This window comes from Sphingomonas sp. (assembly GCF_042096255.1).
Classification (GTDB): domain Bacteria; phylum Pseudomonadota; class Alphaproteobacteria; order Sphingomonadales; family Sphingomonadaceae; genus Sphingomonas.
Genome location: NZ_JBELLZ010000028.1, coordinates 1 through 25,483, shown reverse-complemented (window position 1 = coordinate 25,483; position 25,483 = coordinate 1). Strand labels below are relative to the sequence as shown.

At 69.4% G+C, this 25,483-nt stretch carries 21 protein-coding genes; 12 read left to right on the top strand and 9 right to left on the bottom strand.

The annotated features are described in order from the left end of the window. Positions 1-13: 13 nt before the first annotated feature. The 3 genes from ACFDTH_RS07525 to ACFDTH_RS07515 all read right to left on the bottom strand — a co-directional run bounded on the left by ACFDTH_RS07525 (position 14) and on the right by ACFDTH_RS07515 (position 5,853). Positions 14-958, bottom strand: coding sequence for an isoaspartyl peptidase/L-asparaginase family protein (locus tag ACFDTH_RS07525; protein WP_375286920.1), 945 nt, complete (start codon positions 956-958; stop codon positions 14-16). Between the two features lie 29 nt (positions 959-987). Then, positions 988-2,157 carry an acyltransferase family protein gene (locus ACFDTH_RS07520; RefSeq protein WP_375286914.1) on the bottom strand — a complete coding sequence of 390 codons (1,170 nt, stop codon included), beginning with the start codon at positions 2,155-2,157 and terminating at the stop codon, positions 988-990. Between the two features lie 171 nt (positions 2,158-2,328). Beyond that, positions 2,329-5,853 (bottom strand): M10 family metallopeptidase C-terminal domain-containing protein, encoded by a 3,525-nt coding sequence (locus ACFDTH_RS07515; RefSeq protein WP_375286913.1) that lies wholly within the window; start codon positions 5,851-5,853, stop codon positions 2,329-2,331. A gap of 175 nt (positions 5,854-6,028) precedes the next feature. On the opposite strand from ACFDTH_RS07515, the gene ispG reads away from it, so the two are divergent. The 6 genes from ispG to ACFDTH_RS07485 are packed head-to-tail and all read left to right on the top strand — an operon-like array spanning position 6,029 to position 9,606. After that, positions 6,029-7,153: a flavodoxin-dependent (E)-4-hydroxy-3-methylbut-2-enyl-diphosphate synthase gene (gene ispG, locus ACFDTH_RS07510; protein ID WP_375286912.1), complete on the top strand. Its 1,125-nt coding sequence runs from the start codon at positions 6,029-6,031 to the stop codon at positions 7,151-7,153. A gap of 36 nt (positions 7,154-7,189) precedes the next feature. Further along, entirely contained in the window at positions 7,190-7,480 is a 291-nt protein-coding gene (locus ACFDTH_RS07505) for an AbrB/MazE/SpoVT family DNA-binding domain-containing protein (protein ID WP_375286911.1), read from the top strand. Further along, positions 7,477-7,860: a PIN domain-containing protein gene (locus ACFDTH_RS07500; RefSeq protein ID WP_375286910.1), complete on the top strand. Its 384-nt coding sequence runs from the start codon at positions 7,477-7,479 to the stop codon at positions 7,858-7,860. The genes ACFDTH_RS07505 and ACFDTH_RS07500 overlap by 4 nt, the downstream gene beginning before the upstream one ends. Continuing rightward, positions 7,857-8,756 (top strand): DMT family transporter, encoded by a 900-nt coding sequence (locus ACFDTH_RS07495; protein WP_375286909.1) that lies wholly within the window; start codon positions 7,857-7,859, stop codon positions 8,754-8,756. Before ACFDTH_RS07500 ends, ACFDTH_RS07495 begins: the two co-directional genes overlap by 4 nt. Next, positions 8,753-9,226 carry a GNAT family N-acetyltransferase gene (locus ACFDTH_RS07490; RefSeq protein ID WP_375286908.1) on the top strand — a complete coding sequence of 158 codons (474 nt, stop codon included), beginning with the start codon at positions 8,753-8,755 and terminating at the stop codon, positions 9,224-9,226. Before ACFDTH_RS07495 ends, ACFDTH_RS07490 begins: the two co-directional genes overlap by 4 nt. Continuing rightward, the gene (locus tag ACFDTH_RS07485) at positions 9,223-9,606 is read left to right on the top strand and encodes a TfoX/Sxy family protein (protein WP_375286907.1); all 384 of its coding nucleotides are present in this window, start codon (positions 9,223-9,225) and stop codon (positions 9,604-9,606) included. The genes ACFDTH_RS07490 and ACFDTH_RS07485 overlap by 4 nt, the downstream gene beginning before the upstream one ends. 80 nt (positions 9,607-9,686) lie before the next feature. Here the strand turns inward: ACFDTH_RS07485 and ppa are convergent, their stop codons facing one another. Together ppa and ACFDTH_RS07475 are read right to left on the bottom strand one after the other, a co-directional pair. Continuing rightward, on the bottom strand, positions 9,687-10,283 hold the full coding sequence (gene ppa, locus ACFDTH_RS07480; RefSeq protein ID WP_375286906.1) for an inorganic diphosphatase: 597 nt from the start codon (positions 10,281-10,283) through the stop codon (positions 9,687-9,689). Positions 10,284-10,327: 44 nt separating this feature from the next. Beyond that, positions 10,328-12,235 carry a M61 family metallopeptidase gene (locus ACFDTH_RS07475; protein ID WP_375286904.1) on the bottom strand — a complete coding sequence of 636 codons (1,908 nt, stop codon included), beginning with the start codon at positions 12,233-12,235 and terminating at the stop codon, positions 10,328-10,330. A gap of 83 nt (positions 12,236-12,318) precedes the next feature. On the opposite strand from ACFDTH_RS07475, the gene hisS reads away from it, so the two are divergent. The 4 genes from hisS to ACFDTH_RS07455 all read left to right on the top strand — a co-directional run bounded on the left by hisS (position 12,319) and on the right by ACFDTH_RS07455 (position 16,675). Beyond that, the gene (gene hisS, locus ACFDTH_RS07470; protein ID WP_375286903.1) at positions 12,319-13,632 is read left to right on the top strand and encodes a histidine--tRNA ligase; all 1,314 of its coding nucleotides are present in this window, start codon (positions 12,319-12,321) and stop codon (positions 13,630-13,632) included. Then, complete coding sequence (gene prfA, locus ACFDTH_RS07465; RefSeq protein WP_375286902.1) at positions 13,629-14,705, top strand: peptide chain release factor 1; 1,077 nt, start codon at positions 13,629-13,631, stop codon at positions 14,703-14,705. Before hisS ends, prfA begins: the two co-directional genes overlap by 4 nt. After that, entirely contained in the window at positions 14,705-15,523 is an 819-nt protein-coding gene (prmC, locus tag ACFDTH_RS07460; RefSeq protein ID WP_375286901.1) for a peptide chain release factor N(5)-glutamine methyltransferase, read from the top strand. The genes prfA and prmC overlap by 1 nt, the downstream gene beginning before the upstream one ends. A gap of 213 nt (positions 15,524-15,736) precedes the next feature. After that, on the top strand, positions 15,737-16,675 hold the full coding sequence (locus ACFDTH_RS07455; protein ID WP_375286900.1) for a DUF4167 domain-containing protein: 939 nt from the start codon (positions 15,737-15,739) through the stop codon (positions 16,673-16,675). A 194-nt stretch (positions 16,676-16,869) separates the two neighbouring features. Here ACFDTH_RS07455 and pepN read toward each other — a convergent pair whose 3' ends face one another. Next, positions 16,870-19,470 (bottom strand): aminopeptidase N, encoded by a 2,601-nt coding sequence (pepN, locus tag ACFDTH_RS07450; protein WP_375286899.1) that lies wholly within the window; start codon positions 19,468-19,470, stop codon positions 16,870-16,872. Between the two features lie 52 nt (positions 19,471-19,522). Here pepN and ACFDTH_RS07445 point away from each other — a divergent pair, with 52 nt between their 5' ends. Continuing rightward, on the top strand, positions 19,523-20,809 hold the full coding sequence (locus ACFDTH_RS07445) for a M48 family metallopeptidase (RefSeq protein WP_375286898.1): 1,287 nt from the start codon (positions 19,523-19,525) through the stop codon (positions 20,807-20,809). Beyond that, entirely contained in the window at positions 20,806-21,627 is an 822-nt protein-coding gene (locus ACFDTH_RS07440; protein WP_375286897.1) for an NAD(P)-dependent oxidoreductase, read from the top strand. Before ACFDTH_RS07445 ends, ACFDTH_RS07440 begins: the two co-directional genes overlap by 4 nt. Here the strand turns inward: ACFDTH_RS07440 and ACFDTH_RS07435 are convergent. The 3 genes from ACFDTH_RS07435 to ACFDTH_RS07425 all read right to left on the bottom strand — a co-directional run. Beyond that, positions 21,537-22,454, bottom strand: a complete 918-nt coding sequence (locus tag ACFDTH_RS07435) for a DMT family transporter (RefSeq protein WP_375286896.1) — start codon at positions 22,452-22,454, stop codon at positions 21,537-21,539. The genes ACFDTH_RS07440 and ACFDTH_RS07435 overlap by 91 nt on opposite strands. Beyond that, complete coding sequence (locus ACFDTH_RS07430) at positions 22,451-23,452, bottom strand: threonine aldolase family protein (protein WP_375286895.1); 1,002 nt, start codon at positions 23,450-23,452, stop codon at positions 22,451-22,453. Before ACFDTH_RS07430 ends, ACFDTH_RS07435 begins: the two co-directional genes overlap by 4 nt. A gap of 41 nt (positions 23,453-23,493) precedes the next feature. Beyond that, positions 23,494-25,483, bottom strand: a 1,990-nt coding sequence (locus tag ACFDTH_RS07425; RefSeq protein ID WP_375286894.1) for a transglycosylase domain-containing protein, incomplete at its 5' end; no start/stop codon positions are given.

Sequence of the window (25,483 nt, the reverse complement as noted above, 5' to 3'; positions counted from 1 at the left end):
GGGCGGCTGACCCTCACTCGTCGCCGTAGATCGCCACCTTCCGGTCGCCGCCCGCCACCACGCTCCCCCGATACATGCCCGACGTGTTGAAGGTCCACACCGCCTCGCCGTTGGGGCCGGTGACGATCACACCGCCGCTGCCGCCCAGCGCCTTCACCTCGGCCATCACCCTCTCCGCCGCCTGCTGGAGCGGCTCGCCGGCAAAGCGCACGCGGGCGCAGATTTCGTGGGCTACGCCCTCGCGGATGTAGAACTCGCCCGAGCCGGTGGCTGAAACCGCGCAGGCGCGATCGTCGGCATAGGTGCCCGCGCCGATCAGCGGCGAATCGCCGACACGGCCCCAACGCTTGCCGGTGATCCCGCCGGTCGAGGTCGCCGCGGCGACGTGCCCCGCCGCGTCGCGCGCCACCGCGCCGACGGTGCCGTACTTCATGTCCACGTCGAACCAGCCCCCGGTCTTCCTGGCCTTGAACTCCTCCAGCTGGCGCCGCCGCTCGGGCGTGGCGAACCACGAAGGGTCCACCTGCTCCAGCCCCTGTTCGGCGGAAAAGGTGTCCGCGCCCTTGCCCATCAGCAGCACGTGCGGGCTCGCGTCCTTCACCGCGCGCGCCAGGCTGACCGGGTGGCGCGTGCGCGTCACCCCCGCCACCGCGCCGGCCGAGCGGTCGCGCCCGTCCATGATCGCGGCGTCGAGCTCGTTGGCGCCCTCATAGGTGAACACCGCGCCGCGGCCCGCGTTGAAGTGCGGATCATCCTCCAGCACCTTGACCGCCGCCTCGACCGCATCGACCGCGGCGCCATCCATCGCCAGCACCGCGCTGCCCGCATCCAGCGCGCGGGCGAGCGCGGCGCGGATCGCGGCATCGTCCTCCTTCGTCAGCCGCTCGCGTTCGATCACCCCGGCGCCGCCATGGATCACCAGGGTCCAGCGCGGTGCGGCTTCGGCGGCAGTCGACATCATCAGGGCTCCGAGGAGAAATAGCTGCTTCATACCAGGGCAGGCTCCCGCAGGCGGCGCGGCGCAGGCCGCCGCCGCAGTCCGATCAGCGGGCGCAGCCACGGCACCGCACGCCCGCCGAGATAGAAGGCGAGGCACCCCGCGACGGTCGCGCCCACCAGGATCGCGAACTCCGCCCACCCGGGCAGGCCAGCGCCCAGCAGCCAGAACATCACCACCACGATCACCGTCTGGTGAATGATGTAGAAGGGGAACACCGCCTCGGTCAGGGTAGCGCGGATCGGCCGGTCGCGATTGAGCCAGCGCTCCGCCACACCGATCAGCGCGATGATCGCGCCCCATTGCTGCACGGCGTGGGCACCGCTGTAGAGCCGCAGCGCCCAGCGCGGCGCGGGCGTGCCTCCGGGCCAGCCCGTCTCTGCCCACAACACGACACCATAGCCCGCCAGCGCCAGCACCGTCGCTAGTGGCCACAGCCGCGCGATCGCCGCCATCGTCTTCTCCGACCGCGCGAGGCCGAAGCCGAACAGGAAGGCGGGCAGGTAATTGGCATGGGCGATCCAGTCGCCGAACAGCGCATGGGTTTCGCCCTTCATCGGGAACCACCAGACGTGCACCGCCAGCAGCCAGGCGAGCGGCACGACCAGCACGCCCACACCCCAAAAGCTTTTGGCGAACACCCGGTCGAACAGCGCCTGCGCCCGCGGCGTGCGCACCAACGCCGCCAGCACGATCAGCAGCATGGTATAGACCCACAAATAGGCGACGAACCACAGGTGGTTCCAGGTGGGCAAGTCCAGCCCGTGCATCTTGGTGAAGCGGAAATAGTCCTGCCACCAGAAAGTCGGAAACGACGCGTCCAGCCCGTGCTTGGTGACCAGCTCCACCCAGGGTTGCGGCGGCACGATCACCGCCATGCCGAACACCAGCGGCACCAGCAGCCGCGCGCTGCGGTTGCCCGCGAACGCCAGCAGCCCGGCCGACCGCCCGATCAGCGCGCGGCTGGCATAGCCCGAGACGACGAACAGCAGGCTCAGCCGCCAGGCGTTGAGCGCCAGCATCGGCAGCTTGGTCCAGTCATGGATGTGCGTGGATTTGACGTGGTAGTTCCACGGCACGAACACCATGCCGACATGGTAGAGGATCAGCAGCCCGAAGGCGCCGATCCGCAGCCAGTCCATGCCGTAATGGCGTTGCATCGCCGCGCGATAGCCGAAGCGGGCGGCGGGGGTAACCCTTTGCCGCGCCCCGGAGGTCCATCCCTTGCAGCTGGAGCGCCTCCCCGGCGAACGCCGGGGCCCAGGATTGGGCCGCTCGCAACTGGACCCCGGCGTGCGCCGGGAAGTATCCCAGCGAAGGCGGGTCAGCCGCTAGGGCATGTCTGGGAACAGCGGATCGAACCGCCAGCCGGCCAGGTGCAACAGTTCCGCCACTTCGGTCCGGTCTGCCACGGGCCCGGTCGCCCAGGCGGCATCGGGCAGATTGAGGAAGTCTGTGTTGTCGAGGGTGATCCGCCCGGTCAGCGCGATCTCTAGGTCGGCCACCCGGTCGCCATCGGCATCGAAGCGGACGATCGTCTGCTCGCCCTCGAAGCCATAGCCGACCTCGCCCGCGCGGCCGGTGAAGGCGCGCGTGCCGATCCAGCCGCTCGCCGCCAAATTGCCGGTGATCAGGTCCTGCCCTTGCGTGAAATCGGCGATGACGTCGCGTGCGCCGGCCAAGCTGCCGTTCATGTTGAACACGAAGGTGTCGCGCCCGCCGCCGCCGATCAGCCGGTCGGCGCCGGTGCCCCCGGACAGCCGGTCGTTGCCGTTCCCGCCCACCAGCACGTCCGTGCCGCCGCTGCCGAAGAGCACGTCATCACCGCTGCCGCCCACCAGCCGGTTCGCCCTGCCGTCTCCGTCCAGCCGGTCCGCGCCGCGGCCGCCGATCAGATTCTCGATGTTGAGCAGCCGGTCGGTGCCCTCGCCGGTCCGCTGCGGCGTCAGTACGGCCAGGTCGATCCGCAGCGATCGGCGCGAGGCGGAGAAATCAGCGGTGTCGATCCCCGCACCGCCGTCGAGCAGGTCGTTCCCGCCCAGCCCGACCAGCACGTCGTCCCCGTCGAGCCCGACGAGACGATCGTTTCCGCTTGTCCCGACCAGGCGGCGGTCCGCCACCTTCAGGTCCGCAAAATCGTCCGCGCCGAGCGTCGACACGCCCGAAACCGCAATCTCCAGATCCGCCCGCCCATTGCCGTCGCGATCGAGTTGCACCACCGTGACGCCATCCACCATGCCGATCCGCACCTCGCCCGCGGTGCGGGTGAAGCCGTTGCGCCCGATGAAGTCGGTCGCACCATCGAGCAGGATCCGGTCCTCGCCGCGCGCGAAATCCTTGATCACATCGCGCGAGACGCCCCGCCGGCTGTCTCCTTCGGCGAAGACGAACCGGTCCGCACCGCTGCCGCCGATCAGCACGTCGCGCCCGCGTCCCCCGGTCAGCCGGTCGGCGCCGTCGCCGCCGTCGAGCGTATCGGTGCCGCCCCGGCCGACCAGGACATCGTCCCCGCCCATGCCCATGACGTGGTCGCGGCCGCCGGTTCCCATCAGCCGGTCCGCGGCATCGGTGCCCATGATGTGATTGCCGTGATGGTCGTCGTCGGGCGTCGCCGGCGCGGGGCCGGTGAGCAGCGCGGTGTCGACCAGCGCGCTGCCGCCGGCGGGGACGCGCAGCACGATCGTGTCGCGCCCGGTGCCGGTGAAGACGACGTTGTGGCGTTGCCAACCGTCCGCCGACCCGATCGTCGCCAGCACCACGCCGTTGACCACCACCTCCAGCGCGCCCTGCACGTCGATCGAAAAGGCATAGGGCGCGCCCGCCACCGTCGCGACCGTCTGGGTCAGCGTTCCCGTGCCGGCGTGGATCGCGACATAGGCATTGCCCGAGCGCTCGCCCCCGTCCGAGCGGCTGTCGAGCGTGCCGCCGGCGGTCCAGCCCGGCAGCCAGTCGTCGGCGCCGCCCGCGCGCTCGAACCCGCCGTTGACCAGCAGGCTGTCGGTCATGCCGTCAAAGGTCAGCGTGCGTCGCGCGAAGCCCGCGCCCGACCAGTCGAGGTCCACCGTCGCGGTGCCGTCGGTCGCGAACCAGCGCAGCTCGATGTCGTGGTGCCCGCCCGTCAGCGCGACGCTCGCGCTCAGTTCGGTCGCGGAACGCACCCGATCGCCGTCGATCACCAGCCGCCCGTCGATATACAGCCGCGCGCCGTCGCTCGCCGACAGGTGGAAGGTGTAGGTGCCCGCCGCCTCGACATGCACCATGCCCTGGTAGCGTGCCGCCACCGGCCCGCCTGCCGCCACCGCGGCGCTCTCCCCCGTTTCGACGCGGTCGAGCAGCTGGTGGTCGCCCGCCACCGCGAAGTCGATCTGGTCGAGCGAGGTGGTACCCGCGCCGATGGCGAGATACTCCGCCGCCAGGTCACCGATGCCGTCGAACGGCGCCAGCGTCGGCTCCACCGCGATGATCGGCGCGATCGAGGGCACGCCCGCCGCGTTCCAGGCGAACAGCATCCACGATCCCGCGGTGATCGCCTGCGCGTCGCCGGGCAGGTGCACCTCGATCGTGGTCGCGTCGACCTGGTGGAAGTGCAGCTCGGTGAAGCGCGCGTCCATGTTGATGTTGTGCGTCACCGCGCCGGTCTTGGCGAAGGTCAGCCGCTCGATCGCGCCGGCATCGTCCAGGGTGAGGCGGAACGTGTCGCCCGGCGCGACGCTGGCGGGCGCGCCGGAGATCACCGGCCGGGTCGCGGCGCTGCCATCGGCGTCGAACAGATAGTCGGGGCGGAAGATCTGCCCGTCGAGATAGTCGTTCTCGGCGATCGACGCCGATCCCCCGCCGAGCGAGGCGATGCTGCCGTCCGCGAGCAGGATGGTGGTCGAATGGTAGAGCCGCGGCTGCGCCTCGGGCGGCAGCGCGGTCAGCGCGCCGGTAGCCGGGTCCCACACATAGGCGATCTTCTCGGCATATGCCTCCAGGTTGCCCTGGCCGCTGCCGCCGTTGAACAGCACCCGCCCGTCGGCGAGCACGGTCATGTTGCCGTAGTTCTTCTGCTGCGGCAGCGTCGCCACCTTGACCACCTCGGGCACCGCGGTGGTGATGTCGATCGTCCACAGCCCGGTGTCGAAGTCGTTGAGGAGGATCTTGCCGGTGTCGTACAGGATCGCCGGCGAATCCCAGTCGAGGTAGAAGGGCAGCCGCGCCACCTCGCGCAAGCTGCCGTCGCCCGCCACGTCGAGCGCCATCAGCTCCAGCTTGCCGTCGGGGCCATCGCCGTTGGCAATGTAGAACACCTCACCGGTCGGGCCTACCCACGCCTTGGGATAGGAATAGACCGCCGCCACATCGGCATCGGCGGCGCCGGTCAGCGATCGCCAGCCCTCGCCGGGCGTGTAGAGCTCGGGCGTGCCCTGGCCGACGCCGTGGACGTCGATGCCGCCCAGGATCAGCACCTGCCCGCTCGGCAGCGAGATGGTGGTGGGATACCAGCGCGCGGCGTTCATCTCGCCATCGGTGGCGGGGCGCATCTCGTGCGTGTCGGCGTCGAACAGGTTGACGTCGTTGACGCCCATGTTGGTGTGCCCGTCCGGTCGCGCGTCGCCGCCCGCGATCAGGATCTTGTTGGTGCCGGGCAGGATGATCGCGGCGGCGCAGAAGATGTCGGTGGGGGTATGCATGTGATGGTCGAGCAGGTGGTGCTCGCCGGTCAGCGGGTCCCACACGTCGTGCCACATCGTGCCGCCCTGCGTGCCGGCGGTGTCGGTGCCGAAGGTCAGCAGCTTGCCGTCGGGCGTGATCACCGCGTGGATCGCGATCAGCGGCCAGTTGAAGAGCGGCCCCCATTGTCCCGTGTTCGCCATGGCACCCATCCCCCTCGTCCCGCCTGTGGCGGGCGCCTGTGCCAGCGTCGCGTTAAAAGCCGATCAAGACGCGAGAATTCCGCCCGATGCGGCAGGCGGGGGTGAATGGCCGGCGCCGGCGTCCCGCGGCGGCACGGGGTTCCGGGATCACGGCGGGCACAGTATATGGCCAGCCATGTCCATCCGTCCCTGGCGCGACATCGTCCGCCGCCCGAGTCGCCAGATCATGGTCGGCACCGTCCCCGTCGGCGGCGACGCGCCCGTCACCGTGCAGACGATGACCAATACCCCCACCCAGGACGTGCGCGCGACGATCGACCAGATTCGCCGCTGCGAGGATGCGGGCGTGGACATCATCCGCGTCTCCTGCCCCGACGTGGAGAGCACCGCCGCGCTCAAGCAGATCGTCCGCGCCAGCCGCGTGCCGATCGTTGCGGACATCCACTTCCACTACAAGCGCGCCCTGGAAGCCGCGGACGCCGGCGCGGCGTGCCTCCGGATCAATCCCGGCAACATCGGTTCCGCCGAGCGCGTCAACGAGGTGGTCAATGCCGCCAAGGCCAACGGCTGCTCCATCCGCATCGGCGTCAACGCGGGATCGCTCGAGAAGGACCTGCTGGAGAAATACGGCGAGCCCTGCCCCGATGCGCTGGTGGAGAGCGCGCTCGACCATATCAAATTGCTCCAGGACCGCGACTTTCACGAGTTCAAGGTGGCGGTGAAGGCGTCGGACCTGTTCCTCGCGGTCGCCGCCTACCAGCAGCTCGCCGAGGCGGTGGATTGCCCGCTGCATCTGGGCATCACCGAGGCGGGCGGCTTCGTCGGCGGCACGGTGAAGAGCGCGATCGGGATCGGCTCGCTCCTCTGGTACGGCATCGGCGATACCATCCGCGTCTCGCTCTCCGCCGAGCCGGAGGAGGAGGTCCGCGTCGGCTTCGAGATCCTGAAGGCGCTGGGCATCCGCAACCGCGGCGTGCGCGTCGTCTCCTGCCCGTCGTGCGCGCGCCAGGGCTTCGACGTGATCCGCACCGTGCAGGCGCTGGAGGAGCGGCTGACGCATATCCGCACGCCCTTGTCGCTGTCCGTCCTCGGCTGCGTCGTCAACGGACCCGGCGAGGCGCGCGAGACCGACATCGGCCTCACCGGCGGCGGCAACGGCAAGCACATGGTGTATCTGTCCGGCGTCACCGATCATGTCGTCCAGGACGAGGGCATGATCGACCACATCGTCCGCCTGGTGGAGGCCAAGGCGGCCGAGATCGAGGCGTTCGAGGCGGCGCAGAAGGTGGCGGCGGAGTAGGTCCTTAGCTATATGTCAGGTCCTGGAGGGCCAGACATGACCTATCAAGCCAAAGTGATCTCGGGCGGCAAAGTGGTCATCCCAGCCGAGTTCCGGCGCGAGTTCGGCATCAAGGATGGCGACTCGCTGATCTTTGATCGTAATGCCGACGGCAGCGGCATGGCGCTCAAGACCTATGCGCAGGTGGTCAAGGAGGTTCAGGCCGACGTGCGCCGGCTGAGCAAACCCGATGACGGCGGCAGCATCGTTGACGAGCTACTCGCCGATCGGCTGGAGGACGCTCGACGCGAAAAGGAGAAGTACGACCGTTGGCTGGCGGCGCAGTGAGCGTCGTCCTCGACGCGTCCGCCACCTTGGCGCTGCTGTTCGATGAAACGGGCAGCAACGTGGTGGAGGCGTCGAGCCGGCATAGCTTGCTCTCCGCGGTCAACCTGGACGAGGTCCTGCACAAGGGGCTGTCGCGCAAGGGACTGCCTTTCGCCAGCACGCTCGCGTTCCTGCGCAAGCTCGAGATCATCGTGGCTCCGTTTGACGCGGCACAGGCGGAGATCGCCGCCGCGCATCATGAGCGATTGCATCGGCTCGACATCGCGTTTGGCGATCGTGCCTGCATGGCCTTGGCGTTTGTGACCGAACGACCGTTGCTGACCGCGGATCGAGCTTGGTCGACGCTGGGCCTGGATCTTCAGATCATACAGATCCGATGACCCCCCGCGCACTCTCCCCCGCGCTCGCCTTTGCCGTCGCGGCGGCGGGGATCGGGCTGTTCTCGATCATGGACGCGTTCATGAAGTCGCTGACGCTGGCGATCGGCGTGTACAACGCTTTGGTCTGGCGCACCGGCACGCAGACCTTGCTGGGCGGGGCGGCCTGGCTCGCCGCCGGCCGACCAAGGCCGAGCGCGCGGGCGCTGCGGCTGCACCTGATCCGCGGCACGATCACCGCGGCGATGGCGCTGTTGTTCTTCTGGGGCCTCGCGCGCGTGCCGATGGCGCAGGCGATCACCCTTGCCTATATCGCGCCGATCCTGGCGCTGATCGGCGGCGCAATGCTGCTGGGCGAGCGGGTCGGGCGCCGCGTGGTGTTCGCCTCGCTGGCAGCGTTCGGCGGCGTCCTCGTGCTGCTGCTCGATCCCGCCAACCGGATACTTGGCACGGATGCGCTCGCCGGCGCCGCGGCAATCCTGCTTTCCGCAATGCTCTATGCGCTCAACCTCATTGTCGCGCGGCTGCAGAGCCAGGCGGCGAAGCCCGCCGAGATCGCCTTCCTGCAATCGGTGATCGTTTCCGCGATCCTGCTGCTCGCCGCGCCCTGGCTGCTCCAGCTGCCGCCCGCAGGCGAATGGTGGAAGATCGCGATCGGCGGCACGCTTGCCATCGCCTCGCTGTTCCTGCTCGCCTGGGCCTATGCGCATGGCGAGGCGGGTTACCTCGCCACCACCGAATATACCTCCTTCGTCTATGCCGCGACGCTCGGCTGGCTGGTGTTCGGCGAGCGGCTGTCGCCCTACACCCTCGCCGGCGCGGCGATCATCGTCGCGGCCTGCCTGTATGCCGCCCGCCGCCGCGATGTCGTCCAGGCCACGCTGGAGCCTGCCGCATGATCCGCCCCGCCACCCCCGCAGATGTCCCCGCAGTCCTCCGCTTCGTGCGCGAACTCGCCGAATACGAGCGCGAGCCGGACGCCGTGGAGGCGACCGAGGCGATGCTGCACGAAGCGCTGTTCGGCGAGCGGCCCGCGGCGGAGGCGGTGATCGCGGAAGCGGATGGCACGCCGATCGGCTTCGCCTTGTTCTTCCACAACTTCTCGACCTGGAAGGGCCGCTCCGGCCTCTATCTGGAGGACCTCTACGTCACCCCCGCCGCGCGCGGCTCAGGCACTGGCAAGGCGCTGCTCCGCCACCTCGCCGGCGTCGCGCTCGATCGCGGCTGCGCGCGCTTCGAATGGGCGGTGCTCGACTGGAACACACCCGCGATCGACTTCTACCGCGCGATGGGCGCGGTCGCGATGGAGGAATGGACGGTGCAGCGCGTCGACGGCGACGCGCTCGCCCGGCTGGCCGGCCGCGCATGAGCCTCGATACGGGCCTGATCGACTGGGTGGCCGAGGCGCTGGAACCGCTCGGCACGGTGACGCACCGCCGCATGATGGGCGGCGCGACGCTCTATCTCGACGGCATTGTCTTCGCGATCGTCGCGCTCGACACTCTGTGGTTCAAGGGCGACGCGGCCAGTGATGCCGAATGGGACGCCGCCGGCTGCGAGCGCTTTTCCTATCCGCGCAAGGACGGCACCACCGCCACGATGAACTATCGCCGCGCCCCCGATGAGGTGCACGACGATCCCGAGGCGATGCGCCGCTGGGCCGCGCTAGGGCTGGAGGCGGGGCGCCGGGCGCCGAACAAGCGGAAATCTGCCGCGTCATCCCCGCGCAAGCGGGGACCCATCACCTGACACTCAGCCAATCGCTCCGGTCCGCTCGTCGGACCGGTGGGAGGTGGGTCCCCGCTTGCGCGGGGATGACGTGCAATCCGTCACGCCGCCGCGGTGTCGTCCTCGCGGCCGGGCACGTTGTGCGCGTGCGGCTCTTCACCCTGCGCTTTGGCCTCCTTGTAGCGCTCGATCGCTTCCATGGTCACCTTGCGGGCCTCTTCCCGGTCCCCCCAGGTGCCGATCCGCACCCACTTCTTCTTCTCCAGATCCTTGTAGTGGGTGAAGAAGTGCTCGATCTGCTCGAAGACGATGCCCGGCAGGTCGTCCTTCTCGCCGACGTTGGAATAATAGGGGAAGGTTGAATCCACCGGCACGCAGACGAGCTTCTCGTCGCCGCCCGCCTCGTCCTCCAGGTTCAGCACCGCGATCGGCCGCGCGCGCACCACGCAGCCCGGGATGAACGGCGAGCGCGACACCACCAAGGCGTCGAGCGGGTCACCGTCGGGCGACAGGGTGTGCGGCACGAAACCGTAGTTGGCCGGATAGCGCATCGGCGTGTGCAGGATGCGATCGACGAACAGCGCACCCGACGCCTTGTCGAACTCGTACTTCACGGGCTCGCCGCCGGTCGGCACCTCGATGATGACGTTGAGGTCGTCGGGCGGGCTCTTGCCCGTCGGGATCAGGTCGATGCGCATGTTTGCTTTCCTGAGTGGAGGGTAACCGGCGTTGGCCCGCGGCCTTAGCGGGGCATGAGCAGGCGATCCAGACCGGTCTCTCCCTTTCCGGTCTTCTCCAGCCGGGGGTAGCGCAGGCCGTCGCGCCAGTTCAGCGTGACGTCGCGGTAGTAATCCTGCTGGCGGATGGTGAGACGCACGGGCGCCTTGGCGCCGATCGCCGCCTTGATCCGCTCGGCGGAATAGGGTTCGCCGTTCACCCCGACGATCGTGGTGCCGACGGTCAACCCCGCCTCGAACGCCGCGCTGCGCCAGGTGACGCCGGAGACCTGTCCCTTGTTGTCGCCGTCGTTCAGCACCATCCCGCCCGAATAGCTGAGGTCCACCATCTTGCGGACCTTCTCGTTGTTCTTGAAGGAGGGCGTCGCCTCGGGCGTGTAGACCAGGCGATAGCCGTTGCGGGTGAAGCCCTCCAGCGGCGCGCCCTTGCCATGCTCGGTCAACCGACGGGTCAGCAGGCCGGCCCAGTCGTGCGGCTGGATGGTGTTCAGCGTCGCGGCGACATCGTCGAACGTATAGGTCAGCTCGCCCCAGTCCCCGTCGCGCACCCCGAAGAAGGCCTTGGCGAAGTCATCGATCGACTTCCTGCCGCCGGACAGCTCGCGCAGCTTCGAATCGACCTCCATCCACACCAGCAGGCCCTCGTTGTAATAATCCTCGCTGCGCTGCCAGCTGGTCCATCCCTTCGGCCGCCGGGCGGAGATGACCGGATCGTTGGTGGTGTCGATCAGGTCGCGCCACTGGCGTGCGGGCTGCGAATCATAGTTCGCCATGATCGCGGCATATTGGTCCAGCGTGTCCTGCTTGGAGACGAGGCCGGAGCGTGCCTGGAGCACATAGCCCCAGAATTGGGTCTGCCCCTCGTAGACCCAGAGCAGCGAGTTGCGCATCGGCGTTTTGAAGTCGGGCGTCCACGCATCCGCGCCGCGGCGGAACTTGCCGTCCCACGAATGGCTGAATTCGTGCGGCAGGAGGTTGCGCCGGCCGGGGCCCTCGTCCCATTTGGTGAAATAGCCCGGCGTCACCCCATTCTCGCTGGAGCGATGATGCTCTAGCCCGATCCCACCCAAGCGATCGGTGATCGAGAGCAGGAAGGTGTAGCGGTCGTAATGCTGGCTACCGAACGCCTTCACCGACTGGTCGACCAGGCGCTTGTGGGCGTCGATCTGCGCCGGGGTGGCCGCGAGCTCGGCGGGGTCATCGGCATAGACGGCGAGGTCGACGCGCGGGGTGAGCGCGAACGTCTTGCTGTAGCGGCCCGCAAGGATCGGCGAATCGACCAGCACCTCGTAATTGGTCGGCTCATAGGCATAGGTGCTCCCGGTCACCTGCGCCTTGAGCGCGCCCGCCGCGGTCCAGCCGGTCGGATAGGTCACCGTCATCCGCACCGGGATCTGGCGGGTGAAGTACCCCGCCGGATAAAGGCTGACCGAGTTCGGCTGGAGGCTCAGCATGTTGGGCGTGGCGACCACGCGGCCCTGGTCGCTCTTGGTCGCCGAGATGAACTGGAAGCGCGCCTCGATCGCCTGCGCGCCCTCGGGCACGTCGATGTGGAAGGCGTAGACGTCCACCGGATCGCGCGTCCACGGCAGGGTCTTGCCGCCGGCGGTGATGACCAGCCCGGCCAGCTTCTCGATCTCGCCGCGCGGGGCATGGTTGCCGGGCAGCCAGGCGGGGAACAGCAGGGTGGTCCGCCCCGCCTGCGCCACCGGGATCGTCTCGACCACGGAGAAGATGCCGCGGGTCACGTCGGTGGCGTCGACCTTGAGGTCGATCGTGCCGGGATAGGGGGTGTCGCGCGCGACGGGGATGGTGCTTTCGATCGGCACCGGCTGGGGCGCGCTGTTCCCTTGGGGGACCTGAGCAGTGGCGGCGGAGGCGAGGAGGAGGGCAGTCAGAGCAAGTGTTCTCATGCGGGACGGTCTACGGTCGGGAAAGGTCAGCCGTCCAGTCCCGTTGCGGGCGTACCGCCGCTCCACTAGATACGCCCGCTTCCATGGCCCGCATCCAGACCCCCAACCGTGTCCGCGGCACGCAGGACATCTTCGGCGCCGATGAGCGCCGCTTTGCGCGCGTGCTCGAGATATTCGACCGCGTCCGGAAGCTGTATTGCTTCCAGCGCGTCGAGATCCCGATGTTCGAGGCGACGGAGGTGTTCGCGCGCTCGATCGGCGAGACCACCGACGTGGTCTCGAAGGAGATGTACACTTTCCCCGACCGTGGCGGGGATTCGCTGACGTTGCGGCCGGAGTTCACCGCCGGCATCGCACGCGCCTTCCTGACCGAAGGCTGGCAGCAATATGCGCCGCTCAAGCTCGCCACCAGCGGCGCGGTGTTCCGTTACGAGCGGCCGCAGAAGGGGCGCTATCGCCAGTTCCACCAGATCGACGCCGAGGTGATCGGCGCGCCCGAGCCCGCGGCGGACGTCGAACTGCTGACGCTGGCGGACCAATTGCTGCACGAGCTGGGCATCGCCGAAGGTGTGACGCTCCAGCTCAACACCCTGGGCGATGCCGAGACCCGCGACGCCTGGCGCGCCGCGCTGGTCGCGCATTTCGAGGCGCATCGCGGCGACCTGTCGGAGGATTCGCTCGCGCGGCTCGACAAGAACCCGCTGCGCATCCTCGATTCGAAGGATCCTCGCGACCGGCCGATCGCGGACGCGGCGCCGGGGATCGACGCGTACATGTCGGCGGAGGCGGGGGCGTTCTTCGAGGCGGTGACGCGCGGGCTCGACGCGGCGGGCGTGGCGTGGACCCGCAACGCGCGGCTGGTCCGCGGCCTCGATTACTACCGCCACACCGCGTTCGAGTTCGTCACCGACCGGCTCGGCGCGCAGGGCACGGTGCTGGCGGGCGGGCGCTATGACGGGCTGATCGAGAGCCTCGGCGGGCCGGCGACCGCGGGCGTGGGCTGGGCCGCGGGGGTCGAGCGGCTGGCGATGTTGTGCGAGGAGCCCGTTAGCCCCGATACTCATATCGTAATCATTCCCGCTAACGCCGACGCGGAGAGCCTCGCGATGTCTGCAAGTGCAGAACTTCGCCGCAGAGGCATCGTTACGCAAACGAACTTTCGGGGCAATCTCAAGAAGCGGATGCAACGTGCGGATGAGTCGGGGGCGCTACTGGCGCTGCTAGTTTTCCCTGACAGCATGGTCCTGAAGACGATGCGTACCGGCAATCAAGAGCCCATCGATCGCCAAGACCTTGCCACCACGGTTGGCGTGAAGGTCATGGAAGAGAATGGCGCCAAGCAGGGTTTCCTTCCCGAGCGTGGCTTTGCGTTTCCCGACGACGAAGACGTCGAATGACCGCCATCTCCCTCGACCGCATCCGCCAGATCGAGGCGCGGCGCGATGAGCTCGCCGCCCTGATGGCGTCGGGCGACCTTGCCGGCGACCGCTTCGTCCAGGTGTCGAAGGAATATGCCGAGCTGGAGCCGGTCGCGCTCGCCGCTTCCGAGGTTCGCCGGCTGCGGGCGGAGGCGGAGAGCCTCCAGCACATGACGCAGGAAAGCGACGCCGAGCTGCGCGCGATGGCCGCGGACGAGTTGCGCGCCAATGAGGGCGCGCTCGCCGATGCCGACCGCAAGCTCGCCCTCGCGCTGCTGCCGCGCGACGCCGCCGACACCCGCTCGGCGATGCTGGAGATCCGCGCCGGCACTGGCGGCGACGAGGCGGCGCTGTTCGCGGGCGACCTCTTGCGCATGTACCAGCGCTATGCCGAAGCGCAGGGCTGGCGCGTCGAGCTGATCAGCGCCTCCGAGGCGGAGCTGGGCGGCTACAAGGAGGTGGTCGCCAGCGTCACCGGCACCGGTGTGTTCGCGAAGCTGAAGTTCGAGAGCGGCGTTCACCGCGTCCAGCGCGTCCCCGTCACCGAAAGCGGCGGGCGCATCCACACCTCCGCCGCCACCGTCGCGGTGCTGCCCGAGGCGGAAGAGGTGGACGTGCAGATCGACGAGGCCAGGGACCTGCGCATCGACGTGTACCGCTCGTCGGGCCCCGGCGGCCAGTCGGTCAACACCACCGATTCCGCGGTGCGCATCACCCATCTGCCCACCGGCTTGGTGGTGATCCAGCAAGACGAAAAGTCGCAGCACAAGAACAAGGCCAAGGCGCTCAAGGTGCTGCGCACCCGCCTGTACGAGGCCGAGCGCGAGCGGCTGGCGGCGGCGCGGGCGGGCGAGCGCAAATCGCAGGTCGGCAGCGGCGACCGGTCCGAACGCATCCGCACCTATAATTTCCCGCAAGGGCGCGTCACCGACCATCGGATCAACCTGACCCTCCACCGCCTGCCCGAGATCCTCCAGGGCGAGATGGACGAACTGGTCGGCGCGCTGATCGCCGAGGACGAGGCGGAGCGACTGGCGTCGCTGGACGGGTGATGGCCGCGCGCGATGCGCTGGTCGCCGCCGCCGCGCGCTTCGGCTTCTCCGCGACGCCGCGGCTCGATGCCGAGCTGCTGCTTGCCCATGCGCTCGATATTAGTCGCGAGCGCCTGCTGCTCACGCTTTCCGACCAAGCCGTCCCGCCCGCCTTCGCGGATCTGGTCGAGCGGCGCGCCCGGCACGAGCCGATCGCCTACATCACCGGCACCCGCGCCTTCTGGACGATCGACCTCAAGGTCGGCCCCGGCGTGCTGGTGCCGCGCGCGGACAGCGAGACGCTGCTCGAGGCGGCGGTGGCGCATTTCGCCGGCACATCGGGTCCGCGCACGATCCTCGATCTCGGCACCGGGCCGGGCACCTTGCTGCTCGCCGCGCTTGACCAATGGCCGAATGCGACCGGGTTGGGCGTAGACGCCTCGTCGCAGGCGCTCGATTATGCCCGACGCAACGCCGCGGCGCTTGGCCTTGCCGATCGCGCCCGGCTCGAAATGGGGAACTGGCTCGCCGATCGTGACGCGGGCTTCGACCTGATCCTGTGCAATCCCCCCTATATCGCCGCCGATGCGGCGCTGCCGCCCGAGGTGTCGGCCTATGAGCCCGCCGAGGCGCTGTTCGCCGGGGCGGACGGGCTGGACGCCTATCGTGTGCTCGCCCCGCAGATCGCGCGCGCGCTGGCGTCGGGCGGCGTCGCCTGCATCGAGATCGGCCACGACCAGGGCGAGAGCGCCGCGGGGCTGTTCCGCGTCGAGGGGTTTTCGCTCGAATTGCGCCGCGATCTCGCCGGCCGGGACCGTTGCCTCGTCGCCACGGCTTGAAAGAGCCTTGCCGCGACATGATATTTCGCTTTGAGAAGCTCCACAGTCGCGATAATGAGCGCGCGGGGCATGCGACATCGGCAGCTTGGGGTTGAGGCTTGGGCCTCGGCCAGCGCCTTTGCCATCACGCCATTGGCGGTAGCCGTGGGCCGGATCGGTCCGCCTCGGCATCAGGAGCGGGTTGCTCTAGGTTCCAGTGCAAGGACACACAGTTTGATCAGCAATCGGCAAAGCAGCAGCCGTCGTCGCGGCCGCGGTGGAAGTTCGCGTTCGTCGGGTGGCAGCAGCCAGGGTCAGCGCGACAGCGGCAACCGGATCGACAGCCGCACGCGGGGCAATGCCGCGCAGCTGCTGGAGAAGTATCGCAACATGGCGCGCGACGCGCAGATGTCCGGCGATCGGGTCAACACCGAATATTACCTACAGTTCGCCGATCATTACTTCCGTGTGCTGAGCGACAGCCGCGCGCGCCAGGACGACCACCGCCCCGTCCGCCCGGTCGATGATTTCGACGCGATGGACGAGGAATATGGCGACGAGGGCGAGCCGATCCGCGCCGGCGAGCAGGGCAGCTATGACGCCGGCCGCGCCAACGGGTCCGATAACCGCTCAGACCGGAACGACGGCAATCGCTCCGACGGGAATCGTCAGAACGGCCGCGACTATCAGGCGCGTGACGATCGCCAGCCGCGCGAGGAGCGGTCCTCGCGGGACGACCGCTCGCGCGACGATCGTTCGCGCCGCGACAGCCGCGATCGCGACCAGCAGAACGGCCAGCGCGACCACCAGCCCCGCACCGAGCAGCCCCGCACCGAGCAGCCGCGCACCGAGCAGCCGCGCCAGCCCGAGCAGCCTGTCGAGGCGCAGTCGTCGGTGAATGGCACGGCCCACGCTACCGGCCCGGCCAACGACATCGACGCGGCGCCCGCCGCGGCCAAGCCCGAGCGCAAGCCGCGCACCAGCCGCAGCCGTTCTGCGACCCCCGCGCCGGCGCCCGAGATGGAGGTCGCCTCGATGGACGCGGACCGCCTGCCGCCGTCGCTCGGCATCGTCGGCGAAGCGGTTGCGGAGTCCGAAGGCGAAGCGGAGCCCAAGCCGAAGCGCCGCCGCTCCAGTCGGTCGACCACCGCGCCCGAGGCGCAGGCCAGCTGAAGCTCGGCCAGTGGATAGGCGTTTGAGCCACTGCCACTGAAGCACTCCTCCAATGTGTCCCCGCAAAGGCGGGGACCCAGTCTGGGCTCCCGCCTTCGCGGGGACACATCGTTGGGCAAGCCGTAACTCTGTCGCGGTAGATCAGTAAAAATGGGGCTCGTGCCGGTGGGTAGGGGCCCCTTTCTTGTGCCCTCCTACCCCTGAAGGCTGCGCGACGCCTGTTCGTACAGGTCCTTCGACAGGCCGGGCACCGCGACGATCCGCTCCAGCTCGGCGCGCATGCGCGCCTGGCGCGCGGCGTCGAAGCGGCGCCAGCGGTCGAGCGGGGGCAGCATCTTGGCCGCGGTCTGCGGGTTGAGCGCGTCGAGCGCGATCAACTGGTCGGCGTGGAAGCGATAGCCCGCGCCGTCCGGGTCATGGAACGCGCGCTGGTTGGCCGCGAAAGCACCGATCAGCGAACGCGCGCGGTTCGGATTGGCGAGGGTGAAGTCGGGATGGCGCGCCAGCTCCGCCACGATCGCGGACGTGTCGTCGCGCGAGGACAAAGCCTGAGTCTGGAACCATTTGTCCAGCACCAGCGAATTGCCCGCATAGCGGTTGTAGAAGATGTCGAGCGCCGCGATCCGCTCGTCGGAGGTGCCGTTCGCCAGCGCGGTCAGCGCGCCCTGGCGGTCGGTCATGTTGTCGGCGCGCTCGAACTGGCGGAAGGCAAGCGCCGCCGCATCCGCCGCGCCGCCGGCGGTGAGATAGCCCAAAGCCACGTTGCGCAGCCGGCGGATGCCCTTTGCCTCGGGATCATAGGCATAGGCGCGCCCGTCGCCTGCCTCATAGGCTTCGCGCCAAACGTCATCGAGCGTGCGGCCGAGATCGCGCCGCAGCGCCTCGCGCGCACGATACACCGCCTCGGGATCGACGCTGGCGAGCTGGTCGCCGATGAAGCTCTCCGAGGGCAGCAGCACCGCCTCGCCGACGAAGGCCCGGTCGAGCGCCGGATCGGCGAGCGTGTCGCGCACCGCGGCAATCACCGCATCATGATCGGCGCGGCCCTCGACGGTCGCCGCGACCAAAGTGTCGAGCATCAGCTGCTGGATCGCCTCGTAGCGCGCGAACGGATCGTCGTCGTGGCGGGCAAGGAAGGCGAGGTCGGCGGCGGGTCGGTCGCTCTCGATCACCACCGGGGCGGAGAAGCCGCGATTGACCGACAGGACCGGCCGCTCGGTGACACCCTCGAACACGATCGTCTCGCTCGGCTCCTCCAGCAGGATCAGCTGCTCGGGCGTGAGCGGCTGGCCGGTCTCGGCGCCGAACAGCCGGGTGCGCAGCGGCAGTACCATCGGCTGCTTGACCGCTTGCCCCGGCGTCGGCGGCACCGACTGGGCGAGGCGCAAGGTCGCGCGGCCCGACCCCGCCTCATGCTCCACGCTCGCCGAGACGCGCGGCGTGCCCGCCTGGCTGTACCACAGGCGGAAGCGCGACAGGTCGACGCCGCCCGCCTCCTCCATGCACAGAACGAAATCCTCGCAGGTCGCCGCCTGGCCGTCGTGTCGCGCGAAATAGAGGTCGCAGCCGGCGCGGAACGCGGTCTCGCCCAGGATCGCGGCCATCATCCGGATCACCTCGGCGCCCTTGTTGTAGATGGTGGCGGTGTAGAAGTTGGAGATCTCCAGATAGGAATTCGGGCGGATCGGATGCGCGAGTGGGCCGGCATCCTCCGGGAATTGCGCCGCGCGCAGCCCACGGACATTCTCGATCCGCCGCACCGCCGGGCTGCCGAGATCGGCGGAGAAGCCCTGGTCGCGATAGACGGTGAAGCCTTCCTTGAGGCTCAGCTGGAACCAGTCCCGGCAGGTGACGCGGTTGCCCGACCAATTGTGAAAATATTCGTGCGCCACCACTGCGGCGATCGCGTCGAAGTCGTAATCGGTGGCGGTGTCGGGATCGGCGAGGATGTAGCGGCTGTTGAAGATGTTCAGCCCCTTGTTCTCCATCGCGCCGAAATTGAAATCGTCCACCGCGACGATGTTGAACACGTCCAGGTCATACTCGCGGCCATAGGCGCGCTCGTCCCACGCCATCGACAGCTTGAGCGCGTGCATCGCATGTGCGGTCTTGGGCAGGTCGGCGGCACGCACCCAGATGCCCAGTCGTACTTCGCGGCCCGAACGCGTGGTGAAGCTGTCGCGGTTCTCGGCAAGGTCGCCCGCGACCAAAGCGAACAGATAGGAGGGCTTGGGGAACGGGTCGTGCCACTCGGCCCAGTGGGTGCCGTCGCCATTGTCGCCGCTGCCGACGGGATCGCCGTTGGCGAGCAGCACGGGGTAGCGCGCCCGCTCCGCGGTCATCCGCACGCGATAGATGCTGAGCACGTCGGGCCGGTCGGGGAAGAAGGTGATGCGGCGGAAGCCCTCCGCCTCGCACTGCGTGCACAGGTTGCCGCCCGAAGCGTAGAGTCCCATCAGCTGCGTGTTGCGCTCGGGCGCGATGGTGCATTCGGTTTCCACGACATGCGCGCCGCCGGAGAGCGGGATGAGCAGCGTGTCGCCGTCCATCCACCAGTCGTTCACCGCCACGCCATCGACGCGCACCGCGGTCGGCAGCTGTCCGCCGCCGTCGAGCCGCAGCGGTGCGTCATGCTCGCCGTTGCGTGTCACCGTCAGCCTGGCATGCACCCGCGTCGCGGCGGGGTCGAGCGCGAAGTCCAGCGCGATCTCTGGGACCAGCCATTCGGGCGGGCGATAGTCCTCGCGGCGGTGAACGGCCGGAGCGGCGGCGAGCGTGGACTGAACGTCGAGCATGAGGAGGATATACGCGGGCGCGCCGCCGGTTCCATAGCTTGCGGTGCAGACGATGCGTGATAGGCTGCTAACACAGCAGGGGGACGCGCAGATGCCGGGGCTCTGGATCACGACGGCCGCGCAAGCGGCGGGTGGCTTCGACGTGGAGGCGGCGACGCGGGCGTGGCTTGCGGTGCTCGACGGGCCGACGCGCGCCAAGTCCGACGCCTATTTCGAGGGCGGATACTGGCTGATCCTGTGGAACGCGCTGGTCGCCATCGCGGTCTATCTGCTGCTCCTGGCAACGGGCTGGTCGGCGCGGTTCCGCGCGCTGGCGGAGCGGGTGACGCGGCGCGCGTGGCTGGTGCCGGCGGTCTATGCGGTGCTGCTGTCGCTGGCGACCTCACTGCTGTTCCTGCCCTGGACCGCCTATGTCGAGTTCGTGCGCGAGGGGCAGTACGGCCTGTCCAACCAGACATTTGGCGCCTGGCTGCGCGAATGGGGCATCGCGACGATGCTGGGCGTGGTGTTCAATCCCCTGCTGGCGATGGGTTTCTATGCCGCGATCCGCCGCGCGCCGCGCAGCTGGTGGCTATGGGGCACGGGCGTGCTGGCCGGCTTCATCGCCATCGCGGTGGCGATCGGCCCGGTGTTCATCGCGCCGCTGTTCAACACCTATAGCGAGATGCCCGCCGGTTCCTTGCGCGACCGCATCGTCGCGGTGGCGCGCGCGAACCACATTCCCGCCGAGCACATCTATGTCTCGGACGCGTCGCGCCAGTCGAAGCGCATCTCCGCCAATGTCTCGGGCCTCGGCCCAACCATCCGCATCACGCTGAACGACAACCTGCTGAAGCGCACCGGCCCCGACGAGGTGGAGGCGGTGATGGGACACGAGATGGGGCATTACGTGCTGGGCCACATCTGGAAGTCGATCGCGCTGTTCGCGCTGGTAATCGGCCTGATCCTGTTCGCGATCAGCCGCATCGCGCCGCGGCTGATCGCGCGCCATCCGCGCTGGGGCGTGCGCAACGTCGCCGATCCGGCGGGCGCGCCGGTGCTGCTGTTGCTTGGGAGCGTGGCGGGGTTGCTGCTGACGCCGGTGCAGAACACGATCGTGCGCGTGCACGAGAGCGAGGCGGACGCCTTCGGGCTCGACGCGGCGCGCCAGCCGGACGGCTTCGCCAAGACGGCGCTGCGCCTCAGCGAATATCGCAAGCTGGAGCCCGGCCCGCTGGAGGAGGCGATCTTCTTCGACCATCCCTCGGGCGAGACGCGCATCCGCATGGCGATGCAGTGGAAGAAGGACAACGTCCCCGGTGCGACCATGGCCAAGCCGGAGCTGGTGCCTGCGCCTTGAGCCGGCTGCTGGTCTTCGGCCTGGGCTATACCGCACGCGCGATCGCGGCGCGGCTGCCCGGCTGGCACGTGGTCGGCACCACGCGCGATGGCCGCGACGGCACCGTTCGTTTCGATGATGACGCGGCGGTGCAGGCGGAGATCGCCGCCGCGACGCACATCCTGTCGTCCGTGCCGCCCGAGGGCGACGCCGATCCGGTGCTGGAGCGCTACGGCGCGCAGCTGCGCGGCTGGGTCGGCTATCTCTCCTCCACCGGCGTTTACGGCGACACGGCGGGCGCTTGGGTGGACGAGAGCGCGCCGACCGGCACCGGTCGTCGCACCGCCCGCGCCGCGGCCGACGCTAAGTGGCTGCAGCTAGGCGCGCGCGTGTTCCGGCTGCCGGGCATTTATGGCCCCGGCCGCTCGCCGCTCGACCGGGTGGCGGAGGGCCGGGCGCACCGGGTGGAGGTGCCGCAGGTGTTCAGCCGCGCGCATGTCGACGATATCGCCCGCGGCGTCATCGCCGGCTTCGATGCGCCCGCGGGTGCCTATAACCTTTCCGACGACCTGCCCGCCGCGCAGAACACGGTGGTGGAGCATGCCGCCGCCTTGCTCGGCCTGCCGCCGCCGCCGTTCGTGCCGCTGGACAGCCTCTCCGCCATGGCGCGCGGCTTCTATGCCGAGAGCCGGCGGGTGGCGAACGGCAAGGCGAAACGCGTGCTCGGCTGGCGCCCGCTCTACCCCACCTATCGCGAGGGTCTGCGTGCGGTGAGCGCGATCACCAGCCCGACGCCGGCGAGCGCCCCGCCCAAGGCGGCGAACGGCGTCCAGACATAGGCCTCGAACACAGTGGAGAGCAGCATCGCGATCACCGGCGACATCACGCTGGAATAGGCCGCCTTGGCCGGTCCGATCGCGCGGATCACCCCGAAGTAGAGCGGGAAGGCGAGCGCCGAGGCGAGCACCGCGAGATAGAGGATGCCGCCGACATAGCTCCACCGCCAGTCGAACACCGGCGGGCCGACGGTGGCAAGGGCGAACAGCGCGTCCATGCCGGCACCCAGCAGCATCGCCACCGCCAGCGTCGACAGGATCGGATAGCGCTTCGCCGTGTCGGTTGCCTGCATCACATTGGCGCTGGAGGCGGACAGGATCCCCATCAGCGTGAAGCCCACGCCGGTCAGCACCCGCATCGGCCCGTGCGGATCGCTGCGGACCTCGTGCAGGAACAGCAGGCCGGTGCCCAGCATCGCCACCGCCGAGCCAAGGATCAGCTGCCGCCCGAGCCGCTGCCCGGTGAAGGTGCGGCCGAGCAACGCATTGGGCACCAGCAGCAGCCCGAACATTACCGCGACCAGCCCTGAGGTGATGAATTGCTCCGCCCGGTAGACGAAGTTGAAGTTCATCACGAACTGGGTGAGGCCGATCGCGGCGGCGAACGCCCAGCCGCGCGCATCCAGCCGCACCCGCTCGCCGGTGGCCAGCGCATAGCCGCCGAGCACCAGCCCGGCGATCAGGAAGCGATAGGTGACCGACCAGGAGGGCGGCACCAGCCCAAGCTGGTCGCGGATCACCAGCCAGGTCGAGCCCCAGATCAAGGTGACGATACCGAACGGCACCAGCACCGCCGCGCGGGTGGATCGGGGGCGGTCGGCCGTGCTCACAAGGCGCGGATCGCCTCGGCGAGCGGCCGGATCGCGTCCTCGCTCTGATCCCATGAGACCACCAGCCGCGCCTCGCCGACACCCCAGTCGTAGAAGTCGAACCCTGCCGCGCGCAGCAACGCCGCCTCGTCCGCGGACAGGCGCAGGAACACCTCGTTGGCTTCGACGGGGTGGACCAGCCGGTCGCCCGCCGCCTCCGCCAGCAGCCGCGCGCCGGCATTGGCGGCGCGGCCGTTCGCCAGCCACAAATCGTCCTCCAGCATCGCCAGCAGCTGCGCGGCGAGATAGCGGCCCTTGGAGAAGAGCAGCCCGGCACGCTTGCGGCGATACCTCGCGTCGCGCGCCATCTCGGGCCTGAAGAACACCAAAGCCTCCGCCGACATGCCGCCATTCTTGACGAAGCCGAAGCTGAGCACGTCCACCCCCGCCTGCCACGTCACCGCGGCGGGCGTACAGCCGAGATGGGCGACGGCGTTGGCGAAGCGCGCGCCGTCCATGTGCAGGCCCAGCCCGCGGGTGCGGGCGAGCGCGCCGATCGCCGCCACCTCGTCGGGCGTATAGATCAGCCCGTATTCGGTGGCGTTGGTGATCGAGATCGCGTGCGGCTGGACCTGGTGGACGTCGTCGCGGATCGGATCGAGCACCGCGGCGATCGTCTGCGGCGAAAGCTTGGCGCCCTCTCCCTTCGCCAGGATCAGCTTGGCGCCGTGCGTGTAGAAGCCCGGCGCGCCGCCCTCGTCCTGCTCGATATGCGCCTGTTCGTGGCAGACGATCCCGCCATGCGGCGGGCAGAGCGCGGCGAGCGCCAGACAATTGGCGGCAGTGCCGGTGGGCACCCACAGCACCGCGATCTCGGTACCGAACAGCGCGGAGAAGCGCGCGTCAAGCTGCCGCGACCAGACATCGCCGTCATAGGCGGTGTCGAGCGTGTCGGCGGCGGCGATCGCCTGCATCACGCGCGGGTGGACGGGGGCGGCATTGTCCGAGAAGAAGCGCATGGCGCGCGCTGTGCTGGCCGCGCTCCGGCCGGTCAAGTCGCCTACTCCTGCGGCTCCACCTCCAGCGGCTCCTCCTCAATCGGCTCGCGCGGGCGGTCGCGCGGGCCGGGGGCGATGTAGAGGCTGCCATCGTCGCCACGGCGCAGGTCGATGCCGAGCTGCTGGAGCTGCTCCGCCACCGGATCGACCGCATTGTCGATGAGCTCGCCGACTAGATCGCCGTCCTCGGGCAGCGCCTCCTCGATTGGCTCCGGACGCGCGATCGGTGCCACGTCCAGCGCATCGGACATAAAGTCGCGCCAGATCCGCGCGGGGATGCCGCCGCCAGAGAGGCCGGGATTGGGCGTGTTGTCGTCATTGCCGACCCACACGCCGGTGACCACGCCATTGGCGAAGCCGAGGAACAGCGCGTCGCGATTGTCCTGGGTCGTGCCGGTCTTGCCGAAGGTGGGAACGGACAGCGCCGCCTGATTTCCGGTGCCCTGCGCCACCGAAGCGCGCAGCAGGTCGGTCAGCTGCTCGCGGATATGGCCCGGCAGCGCGCGGCGGCCACCCGCGAGCGTCTGGTACCAGGGCGTCTCGTCCGCCTCCTCCAGCCCGCGCGGCTGCACCGGATAGCGCCCGTCCGCCACCGCGGCATAAGCGGCGGTCAGCTCCAGCAGCGACACGGTGGAGGTGCCGAGCGCGATCGTCGCCTCGCTGGGGATCGGGGTGGAGATGCCGAGGTCGCGCGCGGCGCGGATCACCTGGCGGACGCCGACCTGCTGCGTCAGCCGTGCCGCGGCGACATTGGACGAGCGCGCGAACGCTTCGCGCAGCGTGATGTCGCCGCGATAGCGCCCGTCCGAGTTCTTCGGCTTCCACCCGGCGATGTCGACCGGCTGGTCCTCGACGATCGAGTCGGGGTTCATCCCGCTGCGCAGCGCGGCGAGATAGACGAACAGCTTGAACGCGGAGCCGGGCTGGCGGCGCGCCTGGGTGGCACGGTTGAACGGCGAGGACGCGTAGCTCTTGCCGCCGACCATCGCGAGCAGCTCGCCATCGGGCTTCATCGCCACCAGCGCAACCTGCGCCTGGCGCAGCCCGGCGCGGCGCACCGCGCGCTCGGCGGCGCGCTGCATGCGGCGGTCGAGCGTGGTGCGCACCGTCGCCTCGGCCTGGATCTCGCCGGCACGGTCGCGCGCGGCGGGGAGCACCCAGTCGGCGAAATAGGTGCCGCTGGGGAGGGTCTCGGGACGGCTGCGCTTCACCCGCTGCGGGCGGACGTCCTCGGCTTCGGCCGCCGAGAGGAAGCCGGCGTCGACCATCGCGCCGACCACCACCTTCTGCCGCTTGCGTGCGCCCTCCAGGTTGGAGGTGGGGGCGAGGCGCGACGGCGCCTTGACCAGCCCCGCCAGCATCGCCGCCTGACCGACGTTCAGGTTTCCGGCGGAGCGGCCGAAATAATGCCGCGCCGCCGCGTCCAGCCCGTACACATTGTCGCCGAAATAGACGTTGGATAGGTAGCGCGACAGGATCTCGTCCTTGGTCAGCCACGCTTCCAGCCAGAAGGCGATCATTACCTCGCGCAGCTTGCGTGCGGCGGTGCGATCCGAATCGAGGAAGGCGTTCTTGGCGAGCTGCTGGGTGATCGTGCTGCCGCCCTGGCGCACCCCGCCCGCGCCGATGTTCGACCAGGCGGCGCGGGCAATGCCGCGCGGATCAATCCCCCAGTGCGAGCGGAAGCGCCGGTCCTCAATCGCCAGGAACGCACCGGTGACGTGCGCGGGCAGCTTGGCCGCATCCACCGGCGTACCGATGATCGCGCCGCGCCGCGCGATCGGCGTCCCGTCCGAGGCGGTAAGCGTAATCGAGGGCGGCGTCGGCGGCTTGAGCGAGCGGGAGAGCGGCGCGGTGATCGCCAGCCACGCCACCGCAATGACGAACAGGATGATCCCCACGCCGAACGCGCGCGAGATCCACCGGCCCCATGGCCGGCGGCGGCGGGGCGGTAGCGGTGCCTCCGGCTCGAACGGGCCGGCGTCGTCCCCC